Here is a 19,992-nt window from a genome sequence, read left to right as displayed (position 1 = left end):
GCAGTAGATTATAAAATGACCTTCTACGCTCTTACGTCGTTAAATATCCACGGTGTTTTTTGCATCATTTGTTGCTCGTAATCTTTGATAGCATCACTTTGTTGCAAGGTTAGACCAATATCATCAAGTCCGTTTAATAAGCAATGTTTGCGAAAGGCATCTACTTCAAAGGCATACTCTTCGCCAGTTGGTGTGATAACGACTTGACGCTCAAGATCCGCGGTCAACTCATAGCCTTCGTTATCGAACGTTGCTTTCATTAACGTATCTACAATCGCTTCATCCAACACAATCGGCAACATGCCATTTTTGAAACAGTTATTATAGAAAATATCTGCAAAGCTAGGCGCAATTACCGTACGGAAACCATACTCTGATAACGCCCAAGGTGCATGCTCACGACTAGAGCCACAGCCAAAGTTTCTGCGTGCCAACAAGATAGTAGCGCCTTGATAACGTGGCTTATTCAATACAAAGTCTGGATTGATGACTCGTGTACTGTTGTCTTGACCAGGATAACCTTCGTCAAGATAGCGCCAATCATCAAATAGATTTACGCCAAAACCTGTACGTTTAATAGACTTTAAAAACTGTTTTGCGATAATTTGGTCGGTATCGACGTTTGCGCGATCTAACGGGCAAACGATACCTGTTTGGGTGTTATAAGCTTGCATAAAATTTCCTATCAATTATATTTTTGCTGGCTGATGATTTTGATAAGCGTATTAAACAGTAAATAATTTTTTACCATCTTTGACACCATGTTCATATATTTATCGTTCATACAAGCATGATGTCAGCTACTTACTATCAGTCTTAAAACGTACGAACATCCACAAAATGTCCTGCCAACGCGGCGGCAGCTGCCATTGCTGGGCTTACCAAATGCGTACGACCACCATTACCCTGACGACCTTCAAAATTACGATTCGACGTTGAGGCACAGTGCTCTTGCGGCTCAAGTTTGTCTGCATTCATTGCCAGACACATTGAGCAACCCGGCTCACGCCATTCAAAACCAGCTTCGGTAAATAACGTATCCAATCCTTCAGCCTCTGCTTGCAACTTCACCTGTCCAGAACCTGCAACAACGATCGCTTCTTTTACGTTATCAGCAACTTTGCGACCTTTGATTACCGCTGCCGCATCACGTAAATCTTCGATTCGTGAATTGGTACATGAACCGATAAATATACGATCAAGTTGGATATCCGTAATTTTCTGACCAGCTTCTAGCCCCATATAAGTATAAGCGCGTAACCAGCCTTCTTCTTGAGCTTCATCAATGGCTTGATCTGGTGTCGGTACAGATTGCGTGATATCTACCACCATCTCAGGCGATGTACCCCAAGATACCTGTGGTGCGATCTGACTACCGTCGATTTCTACCACAGTATCAAATACCGCGTCATCGTCTGAATATAGTGTACGCCAGTAGGCTTCCGCTTGTTCCCATTGTGCTTCGCTTGGCGCATATGGACGACCTTTGACATAATCAATCGTCGTGTCATCGACCGCAACCATACCGACGCGCGCGCCTGCTTCAATCGCCATGTTACAGACGGTCATGCGACCTTCCATACTCATGTCTTCGAACACTTGACCTGCAAATTCAATCGCGTGTCCTGTACCACCTGCAGTACCAATCTTCGCAATGATAGCTAACACCACATCTTTTGAAGTGACGCCAGCACCAAGTTGACCAGTGACGCGAATCTGCATATTTTTTGATTTCTTTTGAATCAAACACTGCGTTGCCAATACATGCTCAACTTCAGAGGTTCCGATACCATGAGCCAAGCAACCAAGTGCTCCGTGGGTCGCTGTATGCGAGTCACCGCAAACAACTGTCATACCTGGCAAGACCAAACCTTGCTCAGGACCGACCACGTGCAAAATTCCTTGACGGGCATCATTGATAGTAAATTCAGCAATATCAAACTTGGTACAGTTATCGTCCAAAGTGACAACCTGCAAGCGTGATACCTTGTCTTTAATCCCAGGCACCCCTTCTAGGCGCTCTTTAGTAACGGTCGGCACATTATGATCTGGACTGGCAATGTTAGCCGATAAACGCCATGGCGCTCTATTTGCCAACTCCAACCCTTCAAATGCTTGTGGACTCGTCACTTCGTGCAATAGGTGGCGGTCGATATAAATCAGGCTCGAACCATCGTCGCGCTTAGTGACTTCGTGAGCGTTCCAAAGTTTGTCATATAACGTTTGACCAGCCATGTTGCTATCCTTTATAGGTTACTAATTACTTAATTTTTACTTACTTGAACATTGCCAAGCTAAGATTCTATGTAAATACTATGTCTATCTATAATGTTTAATAATTGCTGTCGTATCTATGATTTAAATATTATTTCTTTATGAGACCCAACACATGACTAAAACTAACGCTTAAAATACGTTTTAAATGGCAAATAGCCAATTTTTTAGAATAAATATGTCACAATACGCCTCGATGTCTTGTGATTATAGCAGGCAAATCCTATAATAATAATTGATGATTTTTAACCAGACGCAAACTTTTATTTCTAATACGTTGTGATTGGGTCAGCCAACTTTTATTTATAGCTCATAAAGTAGCTAAGGACATTCGTTTGAACACCACAAACTTGACGACATTCGTTACCGTTATGCACACTGGCAGTATCTCAGGTGCCGCAGAAAAGCTATTTATCACGCAGCCTGCTGTCAGTAAACGTATCAAAAACTTAGAAGACGAGTTTAACATTACCTTGTTTGATACGGTAGGACGTGGAATTGTACCTACTCAAGCTGCCAGCGAAATGCTACCTCATGCCAAGCGTTGGCTAGAAGATTATGAGAATTTTAAAATCAACTTGCAGCATTCTCAGCACATTGTCTCTGGCAAGTTAGTCATTGGTACTAGCCATCATATTGGCCTACATCATTTAGCACCTGTCCTGAAACACTTCATTCAAGCTTATCCAGCTGTTCAGTTAGAAGTACACTTCGTAGATTCTGAAAAAGCACACAAAGCAGTACTAGATGGTGATTTGTCTTTAGCCTTTGTTACGCTACCACCTGTCTATGATAAGCGGCTAACCTACCATACGCTATGGTCAGACCCTCTCTACTTCATGACTGGTACGCTATCAGCGTTGGCAACCAAATCAAACGTCACTTTAGAGCAGTTGGCCCGATACCCTGCTATTCTACCGTCTGCCAATACCTTTACCAGTCAGATTACTTTGGCCGAATTTGCCAAGCACAATCTAAAGCCTTATGCCACGATGAGCACCAACCCGCTTGAATCTATTCGTATGTTGGTATCTGTCGGTCTTGGCTGGTCAGTACTGCCTCAAACGATGGTCAGCCAAGATTTGGAACGTATTGATATGGCAGATAATATTGAGCTACAGCGTTATCTAGGTGTGGTCATCAATCCGAAGCTTACACAGTCTAGCAGTGTCACTGCGCTCTTAGATTTACTGGCTCCTATTGAATAAAACTAGCTAACTATAACAATATATAAATTCTACCTATTCGCATTTGAATCTATCATGCGTTATAATACGCTTGACGTTGTTTGTATAACAAAAATTTACCACAAGGACACTGATAGTCATATATTGAATACTTCTAGTAAGATATGATGGTTAACAGTAGGTTTAATGGTTTTGATTGATTGTGTAGGTTGCTAATACTCATATATAAATAGCAGATGCGAGCAATAACAATAGATAAGTGGAATGCGAAATTCCCATTGTTCTCTATCTCTATATGAGTGCTAGCCATAGAACGACATCAATCATATATAACTACAGAAGATACTGAAAAAAGCCATTATGTCTCAATTAATGGCTTTTTTTGTCTTTAAATATTGTTTTGGACATCGCCTTGTAGGACAGAACTTTTATAGTTAAAAAATAATTACAGCCAATTATGTTGGTTAAGGACAATTTATATGAACGGAGTTTCTAGTGGCGTGCTGATATCACTCGGCGCCTATTTCTTAGTGATGATTGGGATTGGTGTTTACGCTTATTTTAAGCAAGCCAATGATACTGAAGGCTATATGTTAGGGGGTCGTAACTTAGGCCCAGCAGTAACCGCACTTTCTGCAGGTGCATCAGATATGTCAGGTTGGTTACTACTTGGCTTACCTGGTTATATGTTTGCCGATGGTGTGGTCAGTATTTGGATCGCGCTTGGTTTGACATTAGGTGCATTACTAAATTATCTCATCGTAGCACCTCGCCTTCGTGTTTATACCGAAGTGGCTGACAACGCTATCACCCTACCCGATTATTTTGCCAACCGCTTTGAAGACAAGTCGCACATGCTACGCGTCATCTCAGCCGTGGTCATCATTCTATTCTTTACCGTCTATACCGCTGCAAGTCTTGTAGGTGGTGGTAAACTCTTCGAAAGCTCACTTAACCTATCGTATAGTACTGGCCTATGGGTTACTGCTGGTGTGGTTGTGGCTTATACGCTATTCGGTGGTTTCTTAGCAGTATCTATGACCGATTTTGTACAGGGCGTCATCATGCTGTTTGCCATGGTAATCGTACCTGTCGTTGCCTTTACTGATCTTGGTGGTATTTCAGCCACTACAGAAGCGGTTAGAAATATCGACCCTACCCTTTTAGACGTTACTAGCGGTATGAGTGTCATCGGTATTATTTCGTTAATGGCATGGGGCTTAGGTTACTTTGGCCAGCCGCATATTATCGTACGTTTCATGGCAATTCGTTCAGTGAGAGATGTACCGACCGCACGTAACATCGGTATGAGCTGGATGGTTGTTAGCCTTGTTGGTTCACTAATGACTGGTTTTGCTGGTCGTGCCTACGTACAAAAAACTGCGATGACGCTGGACGATCCTGAGACTATCTTTTTAGTATTCACTCAGTTCTTGTTCCATCCATTGGTTTCAGGTTTCCTATTAGCAGCTATTTTAGCGGCAATTATGAGTACTATCTCATCTCAGCTATTGGTTGTATCAAGCTCTCTAACCAAAGATGTGTACAAACTATTCTTTGATAAAGACGCACCAGAAGCTCGTCAGGTATTGGTTGGTCGTGTTTCTGTCGTAGTGGTTGCGCTAGTATCTATCATGCTTGCTTCTAATCCAGATAGCTCAGTATTAAACCTAGTTTCTAATGCATGGGCAGGATTTGGTGCAGCGTTTGGTCCATTGGTTATTTTCAGTCTGACATGGCGTGGTATGAACCGTAATGGTGCTGTTGCTGGTATGGTTGTTGGTGCTCTGACTGTTATCCTATGGATTTATGGGCCTTTCCAAGTAGATGGTATGGCACTAAATAGCTGGTTATACGCTATCGTTCCAGGCTTTATCTTAAGTACTATCGCTATCTTTGCCGTTAGTATCATGACTGGTGGCCCAAGACCTTCAGTTTCTGCTAAGTACAAAGAGATGGAGCTAAACTTAAACAAATAAGTTTACTTAAAATCTTAAGATTATTCTTATAAAGAAACCTCGTCACTATTGGCGAGGTTTTTTTATGAGTAACGATTTAGTATATTTAACCTACTACAGTATCGAACCAAGAAAACTTATGGCAAATGGGACAGGAGTATGGATAGCTCTGTGATGGATATACTACGCTAGATTGTCCTAGCCTTTTTGGCAGTCCAACTGCTACCCACCCTTGAATGGTAGACCTTTATTAGGACAACTACCTCTGTTCAGCGCCGTATTTAGCTACCTGCTTATACATCGTTATACACCTCAAGTGTGCTAAGTTATTAGCAACTTACTTATTAGATGTTCGATAAAGTATAAGTGCGTATCTATTCTTAAGCTAAAAGGTATTTGTTGTGTATGGTTACGGAGCTAAACTAAACAAATAAAATGTAGCCCTGCTATATGAATTAGTACTATAAAGATTATCTTTGCTGTTGTACCTATATTTGAGCACTAACAATCAAATATTTAATAGAAAACCCATAAAAAAGCGACCTATTGTAGGCCGCTTTTTTATTATTCAGCAGTTATATAGAAAGATTATTTCCCTTGATAAGAAAGCTTCACACCAGCGATATAGCCATCATTGTCTTGGAAGTCACCAACGACTTTGCCTGTTGGCAATTGACCTTGGGCATCACCGAACCATAGGTATTTACCACCCGCAGATACTGCCCAGTTTTCCGTAACGTTATATTTGGCACCAAGACCAACGCTATAGTAGCCTTCGACCGGACCTAATGAAGTTACAGGGTTGCCAGCACCACTATCCCAACCAACAGTACCGCTAATAGCAAGTGCTGGAGCGACACGTTTCGCTAAGCCAAGCTCTACCATCCACTGGTCATCTTTATATTCTACCAAGTTCAGTCCATCAGGGCCATAACTGATTTTACTAGTATCGTTATAAAGTGGTGGTGTAATAATAAAATCACTCCACGGTACCCAGCGTACTTTTGCTGTTGCTAGTGTTGTAGGGTTGATACCTGTTTGGAAATCAAAGTTGACTGATTTAGGAGTAGTAATTTCGTATTTGCTGTTTCTATTTGCTGCTGCAGCCGCTTGTTCTGGAGTAGCTCCTGCTGCTGTAGCTCTAATAGCTACTAACGGATACGACTCAGATATTTGTATATCATGATCGATTTCAGAACGATAAGTTAAAGCAGCTTTCAATGCGATTTCAGGCTTACTATAAGCAATACCTGCTATATACCCATAGTCCATATCAGGATTACTGTTTGAAGTGTAACCGCTAGCAGGTCCATAAGCTAAACCGCGTAATTTGGTTTCAGACTGAGTACGCTGTGCAACTGGACCACCATAAATTTGGAAGTTTTTGTTGGCACCAAACTTCATACCCAAAATCCCTGTGAGGCTTTGGCTACGAACTTCTACATTAGTATTTTCGCCCGCGGTACTTGCTTCAGCTTGTGCTACCGCTACTGCTCCACGCAATCCATCTAACTGAGCCTGCTGTGCTGGAGTTAAAACACCCGCTGTTTCTCCTGCAGCCAGAGCACCAATTCCAGCCTGTGCCGCTGCAAGACTTGGCGCTGCGCCATTAGTAATAGAAGCAATAGAAGCGTCGACATCTCCTTGTGAGACGAAGTTACTTTGAGTATATTCAGCAGCTGCACCGAAAGGCTCGTCATATAAGATACCAACACTAAAGGTATCGTTAATGTCTGCTTTTACGCCATAGCGGAAAAAGTCATAAGACTCAGCGATATCACCCGTCTTGTCACCACGTGCGTAATCATTTTGAGAAGGGTTAGTGTTAGCACTATCATAACCACTTACATCAGCATCAATATAAGTATAGACGGCTTCTGCATAGGTACCATCTTGAAAGAAAGCAGTGACATCTTGGCCTGAACGATCAAGACCAGCAGCATTAGTCATGCTAGCGACAGAGAGAGTAGCGATTGCTACTGCAAGGGTTTTCAAGTGAAAGGTAGTGCGCATTGTGTATCTCCAACGGTCCTTGTTGTATTACTACTTTAATAATCAATATATAGCATTGCTGCGCTTAACATTGAGAGTATCAAAGTCGTGTCCTAAGTTGAATACTAATAGCTTTTTGACACTAAAACAACAATTAAAGTGCTTTATTTCTCAATTATGACTGAACAGTACAAATAAGATATAAATTAAACAATGCCGTTTACTTCTACTTTTAAATGTGAATTTTCTAAAAAAGTATTTGTTCATAGGAGAGTTTTCCCTCGGGATAAAACGGGTTCACTATGACTATAATACTGCCTACAAAAAAAGCGACCCTTAAAGGATCGCTTTTTTATCAATAACATTTAAAATATTTGCTGTATAACTAAGCTATGAATTACTGAGCTTGGTAAGAAACTTTTACACCAAGTACAAATCCGTCGTTGCTCTCAAAATCACTCACAACTGTTTTACTTGGAATTTGACCATCAGCATCACCAAGCCATAAATATTTACCACCAGCTGAGATTGCCCAGTTTTCAGTAACGTTATATTTAGCGCCTAAGCCTGCACTGTAGTAGCCTTCCGTAGGCCCAAGTGAGGTAACAGGATTACCAGCACCACTATCCCAACCAACAGTTCCACTTACTGCTAGTGCTGGCGCTAGGCGCTTAGCAAGACCTAGCTCTACTTGCCATTGGTCATCATCATAGCTAACCAAATCTAAGCCTTCAGCAGGAATACCAGCGCCTTGAGGTAATGTTGCCAATACTTGACTAACATTGTTGTACGATGATGGAGTAATCGCAAAGTCACTCCATGGTACCCAACGTACTTTGGCAGTCGCTAAGGTTGTTGAGTTGATACCTGTCTGGAAATCGAAGTTTACTGACTTGGGTGTAGTAACCTCAATACTTTCACCGCTATTTGTTGGAAGTCCAAAAAGAACAGCGTTTGGATAAACTTCAGCTGATTGCGCATTATGTTCAATTTCTGAGCGGTAAGTTAAAGCAGCTTTCAATGCGATCTCAGGCTTGCTATATGCAATACCAGCAAGGTAACCATATTCTTGATCAGCACTGATGTGAGCGGTATAACCATTAGCAATACTATAAGCTGGACCACGTAGCTTTACATCAGCTTCAACGCGCTGAGCGACTGGGCCGCCATATACTTGGAAGTTCTTATTCTCGCCAAATTTAGCGCCTAGGATACCTGTAATGCTTTCAGTGCGTACTTCTACATTAGTACCTTCACCATTTCTAGGTGAAGCAGGATTTTGATCTACGAAATTGTTTTCGCCAACGTAGTCAGCGGCAGCACCAAAAGGCTCATCATATAAAACACCAATGCTAAAGGTTTCGTTGATATCTGCTTTTACACCGTAACGGAAAAAATCATAAGACTCTGCGATGTCATCGATTTTATTGCCTGAGGTATCTTTACCAGTAACATCAGCATCGATATAAGTGTAGACAGCTTCTGCATAAGTGCCGTCTTGTAGGAATGCGGTGATATCTTGGCCTGAGCGATCAAGACCAGCAGCACTAGCGATGCTAGCAACAGAAAGAGTAGCAACAGCTACTGCAAGAGTTTTTAAATGAAAGGTGTGGCGCATTTTATATCTCCAAACATCCGCATTGTTTTACTGTTTTACCAAGTATTAATTAATAGGTAATCAGCATCCGAGGTGGAAGATAGTAAAGACTTTTTAACACTAAAACAACTACAAAAACACATTATTTCTATGTTATGACCACATAGTCATCAGACAGTATCTATATATAAAAATACGTATATATTTTCCGCTATTAGATGCTTTCTTTCCAAATTCTACTTATTAATAATGTGGCGGTCTGTCTGCCATTACATCGAATGGTGCAATACCACTTTCTGTATCTTGACCTTCAATCTGTTTATAGATTAGCTGTAGTTGACGTTGCAGCGTATGAATATCTCTGTCTTGTCGCGTAATAACGTCATCCAGTCGTTCGACAGTTACTTCAAGATGCGCGAGGCTCATTTGCAAATCGACTACTTGGGTTTGCAAATCATTTTGAATATCAGAAGTATCATCTGTAATTTTAGGTTGGTTCATATTTTTCTCTAAATTATAGTAAGTATTAAATTAAAAGGATGGATCACTAAGGAGTTTGAAGAGTGCCGTAGATTAGCGATAAATCTACGAACATAGTCATGGAATAGGAGCAGTTAGTAAAAGCAATAAATAGTACTGATAAAACTATTTACTCGCACTACAGTGACGCGGTGGCATGTTATACTGCAGGCAATTTTGCAACAACCCCTACCTCACTATTATATAAGCTTAAGATACTCTATGGCACTGATTCATTTAAAAGACATTCACTTAGCCTTTGGCGTCGCGCCTGTTCTTGATGGTATTGATTTTTCTATCAATACAGGCGAGCGTGTGTGCTTGATTGGCCGCAACGGCGAAGGTAAATCCACTTTGTTTAAACTGATCAATGGCTCATTGCAGCCTGACAGTGGCGAAATTATTACCAACAGTAGCATGCGTGTAGCGATGCTAGAGCAAGACGTTCCCGAGACCAGTGGTCGCATATTAGACATCGTTATGGGCGGTAGTCGTCGTACGGCTGATTTGCTCATTAACTATAATAAGCAAGTCGATATGTGCGCGAATGGTGATATGGATGCCTGTGAGCATATGGCGACCCTACAGCATGATATCGATGCGGTACATGGTTGGGACTTAGAACGCGATGCCATGCGTCTAATTACGACCATGGGCCTTAATCCAGAAGACGACTTATCATCACTATCTGGTGGTCGTAAACGCCGCGTGTTACTTGCTCGTGCGCTAGTTACCAAGCCTGATGTACTACTACTAGATGAGCCAACCAACCATTTGGATGTCGAAAGTATCGAATGGTTAGAGCGCTTTTTGCTTGATTGGCAAGGTTTGACGTTGTTGTTCGTGACTCATGATAGAGCATTCGTAAATAAGCTATCGACTCGCATTATTGAGCTTGACCGTGGCCAATTGACCAGCTATGACGTGACGCAAGGCGAAGGTGGTTACGCGCGCTATCAAGAGCTAAAAGAACTACAGTTACAGGCTGAAGAAAAGAACAATGCCAACTTTGATAAAAAACTGGCACAAGAAGAAGTTTGGATTCGCCAAGGTATCAAAGCACGTCGTACCCGTAACGAAGGCCGTGTCCGTGAATTAAAAGCCTTACGTGAAGAGCGTAGCGATCGCCGTGAGCAAGTGGGCAATGTAAACATCACCATGGGTCAAGGCGAGAAAAGCGGCAAGCTTGTCTGCAAAGTTAAAAACTTACATCTTGAATATGACGGCAACGTCTTGGTAGATGATTTTACGACCACTATTATGCGTGGCGATAAGATTGGTATTGTCGGCCCTAACGGTGCGGGTAAAACTACGCTTATCAAAGCTCTACTCGACATGTCTGATGATGAAGTCACTAAGTCTGGTAGTGTCGAATTAGGTACTAATCTGAAAATCGCATTCTTTGATCAGTTGCGTGATCAGTTAGATCTTGAGGCGAGCGTTGCGCAAAACGTTTCGGAAGGCTCTGACTTTGTCGAAGTTGGTGGCCGTAAGACGCACATCATGAGCTACTTGCAAGACTTTTTATTTGCCCCAGAGCGCGCACGTACACCTGTCAAAGCACTGTCTGGTGGTGAGCGTAACCGAGTACTACTGGCCAAGCAGTTATTAAAACCTGCCAATATTTTGGTACTCGATGAGCCTACCAACGATTTGGATATGGCAACACTTGAGCTATTAGAAGAGTCAGTCGCCAGCTTTGGTGGTACGATTTTGCTAATTAGTCATGATCGCTCATTCATGGACAACGTCGTTACCTCTACATGGGTGTTTGGCGAAGATGAAGATGGCAAGGGCACTGTTAGTGAGTATGTAGGTGGTTATCAAGAGTACCTCGTACAAAAGAACCGCGAAGAAGCATCCCGTGCTGCCAAAGCACCTGCCAACAATGCAGCAACCAATAAAGCGACAAATAAGTCTGGCGCAGCAGCGAAACCAAATAAGGCAGCCAAAAAGCTAAATTATAATGATCAACGCGAACTGGATAACTTGCCAAAAGAAATCGCTGCACTCGAAGCCGAACAAGCTCAATTGCAAGAAAAGCTGGCCGATGGCTCTTGGTTTAATACTGACTTTGATGCGGCGACAGCTGCTAGTGAGCGTCTCTTAACCATCGAAGATGAGATGATGCATAAGCTTGAACGTTGGAGTGAGCTTGAAGGCTAGTATTAGCAACTCTCTAGCTGAGTTTATTGGAATATCGCACATGTACTATGCATTGCGTATTTCGATAAATAAGTTTCTGATAGCCTGACAAAACATTATTAATCATTGTGAAGACATCACCACTTTATTATATAGAGTGGTGATATTTGTTTTACAGCAACTTACAAAGTAGTTAGATGGTGAAAGTTAGTGAACATTACCTTAATTTCAAGTATCATTCGCTATTGCTGAAAATCCTTATTATTTATAAGGTCATCACATCATAATCCTTGTTAAAGCAAAGTTAGCGTTAGACGTTGATAATCCAACTGTTTTGGTTTGATTGTCATATTCAACCTTCTAATATGTCCTATTGAGGTTGCTTTATTTTTAACGCAATAATTTATTTTATCACCGAAATAGCTTAGAATAGCAACAATTAGCAAAATTAGGCACAGCTAAAGTGGCTTGATATTGTATATTTTCTAAGCCACAAACCCAGTGTGGGATAATCCCATTTCATTCACCTGGAGGAAGTATTAATGAGCCAAGCCGAAGGCGTTAATGTACAACGCCGTAGAGTTCTTATTGCCTCAACTGCCGCGATTGGTGCAGCTGGGGTAGCTGCCGTGGCGACACCTTTTGTCCGTTCTTGGTACCCAAGCGCTAAAGCTGAGGCTGCAGGGGCTGCAGTGACCCAAGATATTGGTTCTATCGAAGATGGACAAATGATCGTCGTCAAATACCGTGGTAAACCTATTTATGTGGTTAAGCGCACCGAAGACATGGTTGCAGGACTAGAGTCAGTCAAACCTCTATTATCCGATCCTGAGTCTGATGCGTCTCTACAACCTGAATATTGCAAAAATCCTACTCGCTCTTTAGATCCAACCGTATTGGTGGTCGAAGGCGTTTGCACACATTTGGGCTGTGCACCAAACTACCGTCCTGATGTGGGCGCGGTGGATTTAGGTGGTAATGATTGGTACGGCGGATTTTTCTGTCCGTGTCACGGGTCAAAATATGACTTAGCAGGTCGCGTGTATAGCGGCGTCCCTGCACCACTTAATTTACCCGTTCCAGAATATGGTATGGATGGTACCATCTTGACGGTTGGGGAGGCTTAATATGAGTATGGGTAAAAAGTTAATGCATTGGGTGGACGCGCGTTTTCCAGCGACCGAAACCTATGAATACCATATGTCAAAGTACTACGCACCGAAGAACTTTAACTTCTGGTACTTCTTTGGCGTGCTATCAATGATTGTACTAGTCAACCAATTGGTGACTGGTATATGGCTTACGATGATGTACAACCCAAGTGCCGAAGGGGCATTTGCGTCTGTTGAATACATCATGCGTGACGTAAAAGGTGGTTGGCTCATTCGCTATATGCACTCAACCGGCGCCTCTGCGTTTTTCGTCGTTGTATATCTGCATATGTTTAGAGCCTTGCTATACGGTTCATACCAAAAACCTCGTGAGCTTATCTGGCTCATAGGTATGGGTATCTACCTAGCACTTATGGCAGAAGGTTTCTTCGGTTACCTACTACCTTGGGGCAATATGTCGTTCTGGGGTGCACAGGTTATCTTGAACTTACCTGCAGCGCTACCTGTTATTGGTGATGGCCTTGCTGAATGGGTACGTGGTGACTATATCATCTCTGGTATTACCCTAAACCGTTTCTTCGCTCTACACGTTGTTGCTATTCCATTAGTACTCGTGGGCCTAGTATTTATGCATATTGTGGCGTTGCACCATGTGGGTTCGAACAACCCTGATGGTATCGACATCAAAAAGCTAAAAGACAAAAATGGTGTGCCTTTAGACGGTATCGAATTCCATCCGTACTACACTGTGCATGACATGGTTGGTATCGTAGTATTCTTTATCTGTTTCTTTGCAGTGGTATTCTTCTTCCCAGAAGGCGGCGGTTTCTTCCTTGAGCCACCAAACTTTGAGACAGCGAACTCACTGAAAACCCCAGCGCATATTGCACCAGTATGGTACTACACGCCTTTCTACGCTATCTTGCGTGCTGTTCCTGATAAGCTTGGTGGTGTTATCGCAATGGGTGCTGCAATTGCTGTATTGTTCTTGATTCCATGGCTTGATAGATCGCCTGTACGCTCTATGCGTTATAAAGGTATCTTGTCTAAAATCGCGCTTACTGTATTTGCTATTAGCTTTGTTGTATTGGGCTACTTAGGTGCGACGCCTGCGACACCAACGGCAACTATCATGGCTCGTGTATTCACGATTCTATATTTCTTGTTCTTCTTACTGATGCCGTTCTACACTGCCATCGAGAAGTGTAAACAGCCACCAGAACGCGTTACCGGAGGTCACTAATGAGCACGCTAATTAAATCCCTAGCTGGTCTAGGCTTAGGCGCGGCATTGACGTTGACTGCTGGTACGGCAATGGCGGCTGGTGGTCACGGATGTGGTACATTTACTAACGCTGAAGGTGTTGAAGAGCATTTGGCTTGTAGTACTGCTCCTATTGATTTTACCAATAAGGGCTCGCTACAAAACGGTGCAAAAATCTTTATGAACTACTGTGCTGGGTGTCACTCAGCTAAGTATGTTCGTCACTCACGCATTGCCAAAGATTTAGAGATACCGCCTGAGTTGGTTGAAAAGTATCTGATGGTTACCACCGATCAAATCGGTGACCACATTACTGCTGAGATCGATCCTGAGATTCAAGCGTCTTGGTTTGGCGCAGCGCCGCCTGATCTATCACTTGAGACACGTCTACGTGGCGATGATTGGGTATATACTTACCTACTATCGTTCTATGAAGATCCAAGCCGTCCTTGGGGTGCAAACAACTTAGTACTGGCCAATGCAGCGATGCCTCACGTATTGCATAATATGCAAGAAGAGTTGAGCCAAGAAGAGTTTGAATCTGAGGTTGGTGACTTGGTTAACTTTATGGCATGGATGGGTGAACCTGCTCGTCACGACCGTCAAGTAATTGGTTTCTTTGTAATTCTATTCTTATTAGTACTGCTCATCCCAGTTTACTTATTGAATAAAGAATTCTGGAAAGATGTCAAATAAGTCATAGTCAGCAGTTAGTTTTTAGAATTAAAAAAGCACTACTTCGGTAGTGCTTTTTTGTGCCTTAATATAGAGCATAAATACTAGATATGCCGTAAAATAAGTCGCTCAGCGCTAATGTTTACGTACACTACCTTGATAAACGTTGCGAGTTTGTTTACGATGACAACCTTCACTATTAACATTAGGCTTTCATGATTGATGCGAATGACATTCCAAGTAGTCAGCTAATTTTGTATGCTGATGACGGCTACGACAGTCATGTGGTACGCCTATTACTTGAAGAAAAAAAGCTCGCTTACTATTTGTCTCGCTTACATTCTGAGCGCCCTGAAGATTTGACTGAGCTAAACCCTTATCATACCTTGCCTGTTTTGCAGCAGCGTGAGATTGCGCTTTATGAGGTTAACGTCATTTTTGAGTATCTTGAAGAGCGTTATCACACAAATAAATTGCTCCCTGAGACACCGCAAGAGCGTGCACAGTTTCGCCAATTGGCTTGGCGCATTCAGCGTGATTGGTTAGTACTTGGCAAACGTCTGCTGACGCATCCAGATAGCTTTAATAAAGCACAAGCCGCCATTGCCAAAAAACAGCTTAGTGATTCGTTGATTACTCTGTCACCCCTGTTCGCTCATAAGCCTTATTTTATGGCTGATGAGTTCGGTTGGTGTGACGTGTTATTAGCACCACTATTATGGCGATTAGATGAGATGGGTATTGAGCTGCCACGTGCCATTAGCCGTCCATTGTTTGAATACCAAACGAGAGTGTTTGAGCGTAGTAGCTTCCAAAAAAGCGTGCGTTGATTAGACAAGTATCGAAAGCTGTCCTAAAATAAAGTATAAATAAGATAGACGTTAATTAGCATCTGTCATTTGATAAATTGCTGAAAGAGATATTTTTCATTATTAAAAATTATTAGTATAGGAAATCATTAGATGAGCGAAACCACCTCTATTACACCTACCCGTCCTTATATGGTACGCGCACTATATCAATGGATAGAAGACAACGCTCTGACACCATACTTGATGGTCGATGCCACGGCTGACAATGTGCAAATACCAACCGAACATGTGCAAGACGGTCGTATCGTATTAAATATCGCCAGCCGTGCTACTGGTAACATGAGTATGGAAAATGACTATATTCATTTTAGCGCGCGCTTCGGCGGCGTCTCACAAGAAATCTGGGTACCGCTTACTGCGGTGATGGGGATTTATGCTAAAGAGAACTCGCAAGGAATGTTTTTTGATCCAAAAGAGTATGACAACTATCAGCCAGAAGACGACTCAGCACCAATGTCTAACAACAGTCCTGCCAAAGCGTCTAAACCAAAGCGCGATAATAAAGCTGGTTTAAAGGTATTAAAGTAGAAAGTCTTGAAATTAATAGACCCTTAGACCAGTTCTATTTAACCCAATAAAAAAGCTAGCCATATTTAATATGACTAGCTTTTTTATTAACTATTTAAAGGCTTATTAACTTTCTATAACTGATAAGCTTTTAAACGGACGCTTACTGCCTACGTGCGCGGCAACGTCACACCGCGTTGACCTTGGTATTTACCACCGCGATCTTTATAACTGGTCTCACAGACATCATCAGCATCGCTTTGGAAAAACAGCATTTGCGCAACGCCTTCGCCAGCATAGATACGGGCTGGCAGATTGGTCGTATTACTAAATTCTAAAGTGACGTGCCCTTCCCACTCTGGCTCAAGCGGCGTCACGTTGACAATAATACCGCAACGCGCATACGTTGATTTGCCAAGACAAATAGTCAATACATCACGCGGAATACGGAAATATTCCATAGTACGGGCTAAAGCAAACGAGTTCGGTGGAATGATGCACTCATCACCAACGATATCGATAAAGCTTTTATCATCGAAGTTTTTAGGATCAACGACCACTGAATGTACGTTGGTAAAAACTTTAAACTCAGGAGCACAGCGCACGTCATAACCATAGCTTGAGGTGCCGTAGCTCACCAAGCGCTCGCCAGCATCGTTAAAGCGTACTTGACCCGCTTCAAATGGCTCAATCATGCCATGCTCTTCGGCCATTTTACGAATCCAGCGGTCAGACTTGATAGACATTGTTGTTCCTTAGCAAATATTTAATAGCGGTTATGATAACAGTATTTTGATAGCGACGATTATACGGAATTGATGGCAAAATTTATAGAGGAGCGGCTACTTAAAACTGAATACAGCCAATAATCTCATTTATCCCCATCTTATATTTTAGAAGCTACCATTTGGCAAAATGATCTTCTGCGAGCCCCATAACATTATCAAGCCTAATGACTTCATCTCTTATTCGAATTTCACCACTATAAAAACCTATCCATTGCTCAAAGATACTGGCTATCACACCAAAATTATCAGTCTTTTTATAGACGGTAATCGGTGTAAAGCTTAAATCAATATCGACATTGCTCCACCCTAGATTTTGATGATAAATACGCCACGGCTTTGTGGCGCTAGCATCACTTTCTACACTTTCAACACTTGGCTTAAGACTGTCTGGCTGACTTGATCGAATATTTGAACCCTCACGAGCAAACATAACGGGTGGCAAATAGAATATCTGCCCATCAAGCCAGCAAGCATTTTCACTGGCTCCTGTCTCATTGACACCCATAGACAGATTGAGCAAAAAGCGACGGCCATCTGACAAATAGCTAGTGATACAGCTCCAAAACCAATTGGTCTCATGACGCATATAGCCGAGCGTCCAATCTAGATTGGCAATAGTGGCATCGGTGAAAGTTATTTTTTGAGGTTGAGCGTCAGGAGCATCAGTATAAAATTTTGACTTGGTTTTAATAAGTAAATGCCCAGATAGTGCGGTCAATGGTTCTTTTTGCGTAAACGTCCAGCCACGCCTACCAGTCGGCGTACATATGGCTAACGGTTGTGCGCTTCGTGCTAACGCTGCCGTGACTGCAACATACTGACTGTCGAGCGCAATAGTCATCTGAGCAGGACTAAAATCTAAGGTGACGCTAAGCTTTGTATGTGTAAATGCCATCTGCCCTTGATAACCATCACCGTCTAAGTGCGTATGATGCGTCAAAGGCTGTAGCGCCTCACAGACTTCCAGCTGCTGCGTATCCTCATTATAAATGTAAACGAAAGCACTAGTCGCAAGCTTAATCGTTGCGAGCGCGAGGCACACTCGATACGGGGGCTGGAGTATCTGAATGAAACAGAATTGGTTGGCTTTTAGTTCTTTACGCCAGTTAGGTAAGGATTTTTGTGAAATGAGATGACTATAATAGTCTAAGTAGTTGATACTTTTGACTTGGGAGAAAACACCAAAAACAGGCTGACCATTTTGGATAAGATATTCGAGATTTGCCAGTTTTAAGTTGGCGGCAATATACGGTTTGTCGTGGCTTTTATTCATGATATCGGCATCCTAGCCAAATTTTTCTAAAGGTACTATCTGTCCTTGATAGCTCACGGTGCTATGTGAAACTCTTCTTTTTGCCTGTACAGCACCCACAAAAAACGCTTCAGTTATCACCTTAACTTCGATATTGGTTAATCCATCTACTAGTGTTTCTGTAACATCTATTGATGCAAGCGCACTCACCCATAAAAAGTGACTTGGAAACTTTTTTAACAGCTCAGCGAGAGCCTTTGTGAATTTGTTAAAATCGGCAATTACCATTCGGCGATTGCTAAAGTCAGCATTAATCTGATAGCGTTTGCTACTGCCATCTTTATAGTAGCAAACGGCAATCAACTGATTGTTTGAGAGTTCAATGATGTATATCGGCGGACGAAATAATCGTACGACTCTATACTGCTTAGGAGTATTGTCTAAATGGCTTTGATAAATAGATAAGTTCAAGATATCCTCTTTTTAGACAATACATTCACTTTAAAAGTCGCCAGCTTAGGCTACTTCTCCAACATCAAAAAATCCGCTTATCATCGACAGGCTTTGCGAATTTATTGATATTGGTTTCGATGTTTTTGGCAATATCTAGGTAATACTGTGCAAACTCATCATCAGCTAAGACGCTTGGCACGCCTTTATCCACTTGTGCACGAATGCCACTGGCAAGGGGGAGCTGCCCTAACAGCGGCACTTGATACTGTTCAGCGATTTTTTCACCGCCACCCGTACCAAAGATCGCTTCGGTATGATTACAGTTACTACACGTATGTAGCGCCATATTTTCAACCACCCCAAGCACAGGAATGTTGGTTTTATTAAACATCTCAACGCCTTTTTGCGCATCAAGCAGTGCAACATGCTGCGGTGTCGTGACAATGACAGCACCTGTGACTGGAATACGCTGCGCCAATGTCAGCTGTATATCACCCGTACCTGGTGGCATATCAATTACTAGATAGTCTAGCTGCGGCCAGTTGGTTTGATTGTATAGCTGCATCAATGCACCCGTGGCTTTTGGTCCACGCCATGCAACCGGGGTATTATCTCCATCGAGCAAACTACCGATAGAGAGCATTGCCATACCATGCGCATCAACTGGCACGAACTGCTCGTTTTCTAGTTGCGGCTTCACATCAGCAACGCCTAGCATCGTTGGCATACTAGGACCATAGATATCTGCATCCAGTACACCAACACGATTGCCAAGCTTCTGTAGTGCTAGTGCGATATTGACCGTGGTGGTTGATTTGCCAACACCGCCCTTACCTGATGCCACAACAATAATATGACGGATACGAGGATGCGCGGCCAATGAAGCTTGGGTAGGTGCAGCTTTTGTAATCGGTGGCTCAGCGTTAGTGCTACTAGTATTGTTATTAGCGCCAGATGAAGGCTGGGATTCCATCGCATTGGTTGTCTTTGGCATCTGCTTTGGTAAGCTTGAACCTGAACCTTTTTCTGGCGCAGGCAGACGCACATTCATATGAATCGTGGTAATACCATGCGGATGTAGCAACTGCCCAAGCTCCTGCTGGATAACTTCAGGGTTACTATCTTTTGGCAAACGCAGGTCTAAAGTAAGTGCTTCACCATCACGCTCAAGTCCTGTGACCATTGTGGCAATACTGACAGCACCTATCTCATATCCAAGTAGGACTTTGTCGACGGCACTATCACGCTCTGCCTGCTGCTGAGGCGTTTCGGTTTTTGTGGTTTTTTTCTTCATAAAGTTAAACATAGCTACTATTATGGCCTATACAAGTGGGTAGATCTGGCAAATCGCTCAAGTCGTCTCGTTGCATACCTCGCAATCGATAGCGTTCATGAGTA

17 protein-coding genes are annotated in these 19,992 nt (G+C 42.5%); 8 read left to right on the top strand and 9 right to left on the bottom strand.

All coding sequences use genetic code 11. The features are described 5' to 3' along the window. Positions 1–23 precede the first annotated feature (23 nt). Both leuD and leuC read right to left on the bottom strand, forming a co-directional pair. A complete protein-coding gene (gene leuD / locus ACIGBM_RS04850; RefSeq protein WP_057759322.1) occupies positions 24–674 on the bottom strand; it encodes a 3-isopropylmalate dehydratase small subunit in 651 nt (216 codons plus the stop codon). A 142-nt stretch (positions 675–816) separates the two neighbouring features. Then, positions 817–2,235, bottom strand: coding sequence for a 3-isopropylmalate dehydratase large subunit (leuC, locus tag ACIGBM_RS04845; protein ID WP_057759320.1), 1,419 nt, complete (start codon positions 2,233–2,235; stop codon positions 817–819). 374 nt (positions 2,236–2,609) lie between these two features. Here leuC and ACIGBM_RS04840 point away from each other — a divergent pair, with 374 nt between their 5' ends. After that, entirely contained in the window at positions 2,610–3,482 is an 873-nt protein-coding gene (locus tag ACIGBM_RS04840; RefSeq protein WP_057759318.1) for a LysR family transcriptional regulator, read from the top strand. A 458-nt stretch (positions 3,483–3,940) separates the two neighbouring features. Then, positions 3,941–5,440, top strand: a complete 1,500-nt coding sequence (gene putP, locus ACIGBM_RS04835; protein WP_201566873.1) for a sodium/proline symporter PutP — start codon at positions 3,941–3,943, stop codon at positions 5,438–5,440. Between the two features lie 567 nt (positions 5,441–6,007). Here the strand turns inward: putP and ACIGBM_RS04830 are convergent. The 3 genes from ACIGBM_RS04830 to ACIGBM_RS04820 form a co-directional block, all read right to left on the bottom strand. Then, positions 6,008–7,432 carry an outer membrane protein transport protein gene (locus tag ACIGBM_RS04830; protein WP_397476938.1) on the bottom strand — a complete coding sequence of 475 codons (1,425 nt, stop codon included), beginning with the start codon at positions 7,430–7,432 and terminating at the stop codon, positions 6,008–6,010. A 376-nt stretch (positions 7,433–7,808) separates the two neighbouring features. Then, positions 7,809–9,029, bottom strand: coding sequence for an OmpP1/FadL family transporter (locus ACIGBM_RS04825; RefSeq protein ID WP_397476937.1), 1,221 nt, complete (start codon positions 9,027–9,029; stop codon positions 7,809–7,811). Between the two features lie 222 nt (positions 9,030–9,251). Then, the gene (locus tag ACIGBM_RS04820; RefSeq protein ID WP_394124228.1) at positions 9,252–9,509 is read right to left on the bottom strand and encodes a SlyX family protein; all 258 of its coding nucleotides are present in this window, start codon (positions 9,507–9,509) and stop codon (positions 9,252–9,254) included. Between the two features lie 240 nt (positions 9,510–9,749). Here ACIGBM_RS04820 and ACIGBM_RS04815 point away from each other — a divergent pair, with 240 nt between their 5' ends. The 6 genes from ACIGBM_RS04815 (at position 9,750) to ACIGBM_RS04790 (ending at position 16,122) form a co-directional block, all read left to right on the top strand. Further along, positions 9,750–11,693, top strand: a complete 1,944-nt coding sequence (locus tag ACIGBM_RS04815) for an ATP-binding cassette domain-containing protein (RefSeq protein WP_397476936.1) — start codon at positions 9,750–9,752, stop codon at positions 11,691–11,693. 521 nt (positions 11,694–12,214) lie between these two features. Continuing rightward, positions 12,215–12,799 (top strand): ubiquinol-cytochrome c reductase iron-sulfur subunit, encoded by a 585-nt coding sequence (gene petA, locus ACIGBM_RS04810; RefSeq protein ID WP_057759305.1) that lies wholly within the window; start codon positions 12,215–12,217, stop codon positions 12,797–12,799. Between the two features lie 7 nt (positions 12,800–12,806). Further along, positions 12,807–14,027 carry a cytochrome bc complex cytochrome b subunit gene (locus tag ACIGBM_RS04805; RefSeq protein WP_371531454.1) on the top strand — a complete coding sequence of 407 codons (1,221 nt, stop codon included), beginning with the start codon at positions 12,807–12,809 and terminating at the stop codon, positions 14,025–14,027. Then, the gene (locus tag ACIGBM_RS04800; protein WP_298807958.1) at positions 14,027–14,743 is read left to right on the top strand and encodes a cytochrome c1; all 717 of its coding nucleotides are present in this window, start codon (positions 14,027–14,029) and stop codon (positions 14,741–14,743) included. Before ACIGBM_RS04805 ends, ACIGBM_RS04800 begins: the two co-directional genes overlap by 1 nt. Positions 14,744–14,937: 194 nt before the next feature. After that, positions 14,938–15,552, top strand: coding sequence for a glutathione S-transferase N-terminal domain-containing protein (locus ACIGBM_RS04795; RefSeq protein WP_397476935.1), 615 nt, complete (start codon positions 14,938–14,940; stop codon positions 15,550–15,552). 132 nt (positions 15,553–15,684) lie between these two features. Continuing rightward, a complete protein-coding gene (locus tag ACIGBM_RS04790; protein WP_397476934.1) occupies positions 15,685–16,122 on the top strand; it encodes a ClpXP protease specificity-enhancing factor in 438 nt (145 codons plus the stop codon). Positions 16,123–16,271: 149 nt separating this feature from the next. Here the strand turns inward: ACIGBM_RS04790 and dcd are convergent, their stop codons facing one another. The 4 genes from dcd to apbC form a co-directional block, all read right to left on the bottom strand. Further along, positions 16,272–16,847: a dCTP deaminase gene (dcd, locus tag ACIGBM_RS04785; RefSeq protein ID WP_057759295.1), complete on the bottom strand. Its 576-nt coding sequence runs from the start codon at positions 16,845–16,847 to the stop codon at positions 16,272–16,274. Positions 16,848–17,001: 154 nt separating this feature from the next. Next, complete coding sequence (locus ACIGBM_RS04780) at positions 17,002–18,162, bottom strand: DUF2804 domain-containing protein (protein ID WP_397476933.1); 1,161 nt, start codon at positions 18,160–18,162, stop codon at positions 17,002–17,004. Between the two features lie 12 nt (positions 18,163–18,174). Continuing rightward, a complete protein-coding gene (locus ACIGBM_RS04775) occupies positions 18,175–18,612 on the bottom strand; it encodes a hypothetical protein (protein WP_298807968.1) in 438 nt (145 codons plus the stop codon). A 64-nt stretch (positions 18,613–18,676) separates the two neighbouring features. Next, entirely contained in the window at positions 18,677–19,900 is a 1,224-nt protein-coding gene (gene apbC, locus ACIGBM_RS04770) for an iron-sulfur cluster carrier protein ApbC (RefSeq protein WP_397476932.1), read from the bottom strand. Positions 19,901–19,992 lie beyond the last annotated feature (92 nt).

It is taken from the genome of Psychrobacter sp. NPDC077938, from assembly GCF_044542635.1.
Taxonomy (GTDB): Bacteria; Pseudomonadota; Gammaproteobacteria; order Pseudomonadales; family Moraxellaceae; genus Psychrobacter.
Note: the sequence above shows the minus strand (reverse complement) of the source record. Positions and strands in the feature narration are given on the sequence as shown.

Excerpts from the sequence above, each read along its gene's own strand:
- leuD (WP_057759322.1), bottom strand. The coding sequence starts at position 674 with ATGCAAGCTTATAACACCCAAACAGGTATCGTTTGCCCGTTAGATCGC.
- leuC (WP_057759320.1), bottom strand. The coding sequence starts at position 2,235 with ATGGCTGGTCAAACGTTATATGACAAACTTTGGAACGCTCACGAAGTC.
- putP (WP_201566873.1), top strand. The coding sequence starts at position 3,941 with ATGAACGGAGTTTCTAGTGGCGTGCTGATATCACTCGGCGCCTATTTC.
- ACIGBM_RS04830 (WP_397476938.1), bottom strand. The coding sequence starts at position 7,432 with ATGCGCACTACCTTTCACTTGAAAACCCTTGCAGTAGCAATCGCTACT.
- ACIGBM_RS04825 (WP_397476937.1), bottom strand. The coding sequence starts at position 9,029 with ATGCGCCACACCTTTCATTTAAAAACTCTTGCAGTAGCTGTTGCTACT.
- ACIGBM_RS04820 (WP_394124228.1), bottom strand. The coding sequence starts at position 9,509 with ATGAACCAACCTAAAATTACAGATGATACTTCTGATATTCAAAATGAT.
- ACIGBM_RS04815 (WP_397476936.1), top strand. The coding sequence starts at position 9,750 with ATGGCACTGATTCATTTAAAAGACATTCACTTAGCCTTTGGCGTCGCG.
- petA (WP_057759305.1), top strand. The coding sequence starts at position 12,215 with ATGAGCCAAGCCGAAGGCGTTAATGTACAACGCCGTAGAGTTCTTATT.
- ACIGBM_RS04805 (WP_371531454.1), top strand. The coding sequence starts at position 12,807 with ATGGGTAAAAAGTTAATGCATTGGGTGGACGCGCGTTTTCCAGCGACC.
- ACIGBM_RS04800 (WP_298807958.1), top strand. The coding sequence starts at position 14,027 with ATGAGCACGCTAATTAAATCCCTAGCTGGTCTAGGCTTAGGCGCGGCA.
- ACIGBM_RS04795 (WP_397476935.1), top strand. The coding sequence starts at position 14,938 with ATGATTGATGCGAATGACATTCCAAGTAGTCAGCTAATTTTGTATGCT.
- ACIGBM_RS04790 (WP_397476934.1), top strand. The coding sequence starts at position 15,685 with ATGAGCGAAACCACCTCTATTACACCTACCCGTCCTTATATGGTACGC.
- dcd (WP_057759295.1), bottom strand. The coding sequence starts at position 16,847 with ATGTCTATCAAGTCTGACCGCTGGATTCGTAAAATGGCCGAAGAGCAT.
- ACIGBM_RS04780 (WP_397476933.1), bottom strand. The coding sequence starts at position 18,162 with ATGAATAAAAGCCACGACAAACCGTATATTGCCGCCAACTTAAAACTG.
- apbC (WP_397476932.1), bottom strand. The coding sequence starts at position 19,900 with ATGTTTAACTTTATGAAGAAAAAAACCACAAAAACCGAAACGCCTCAG.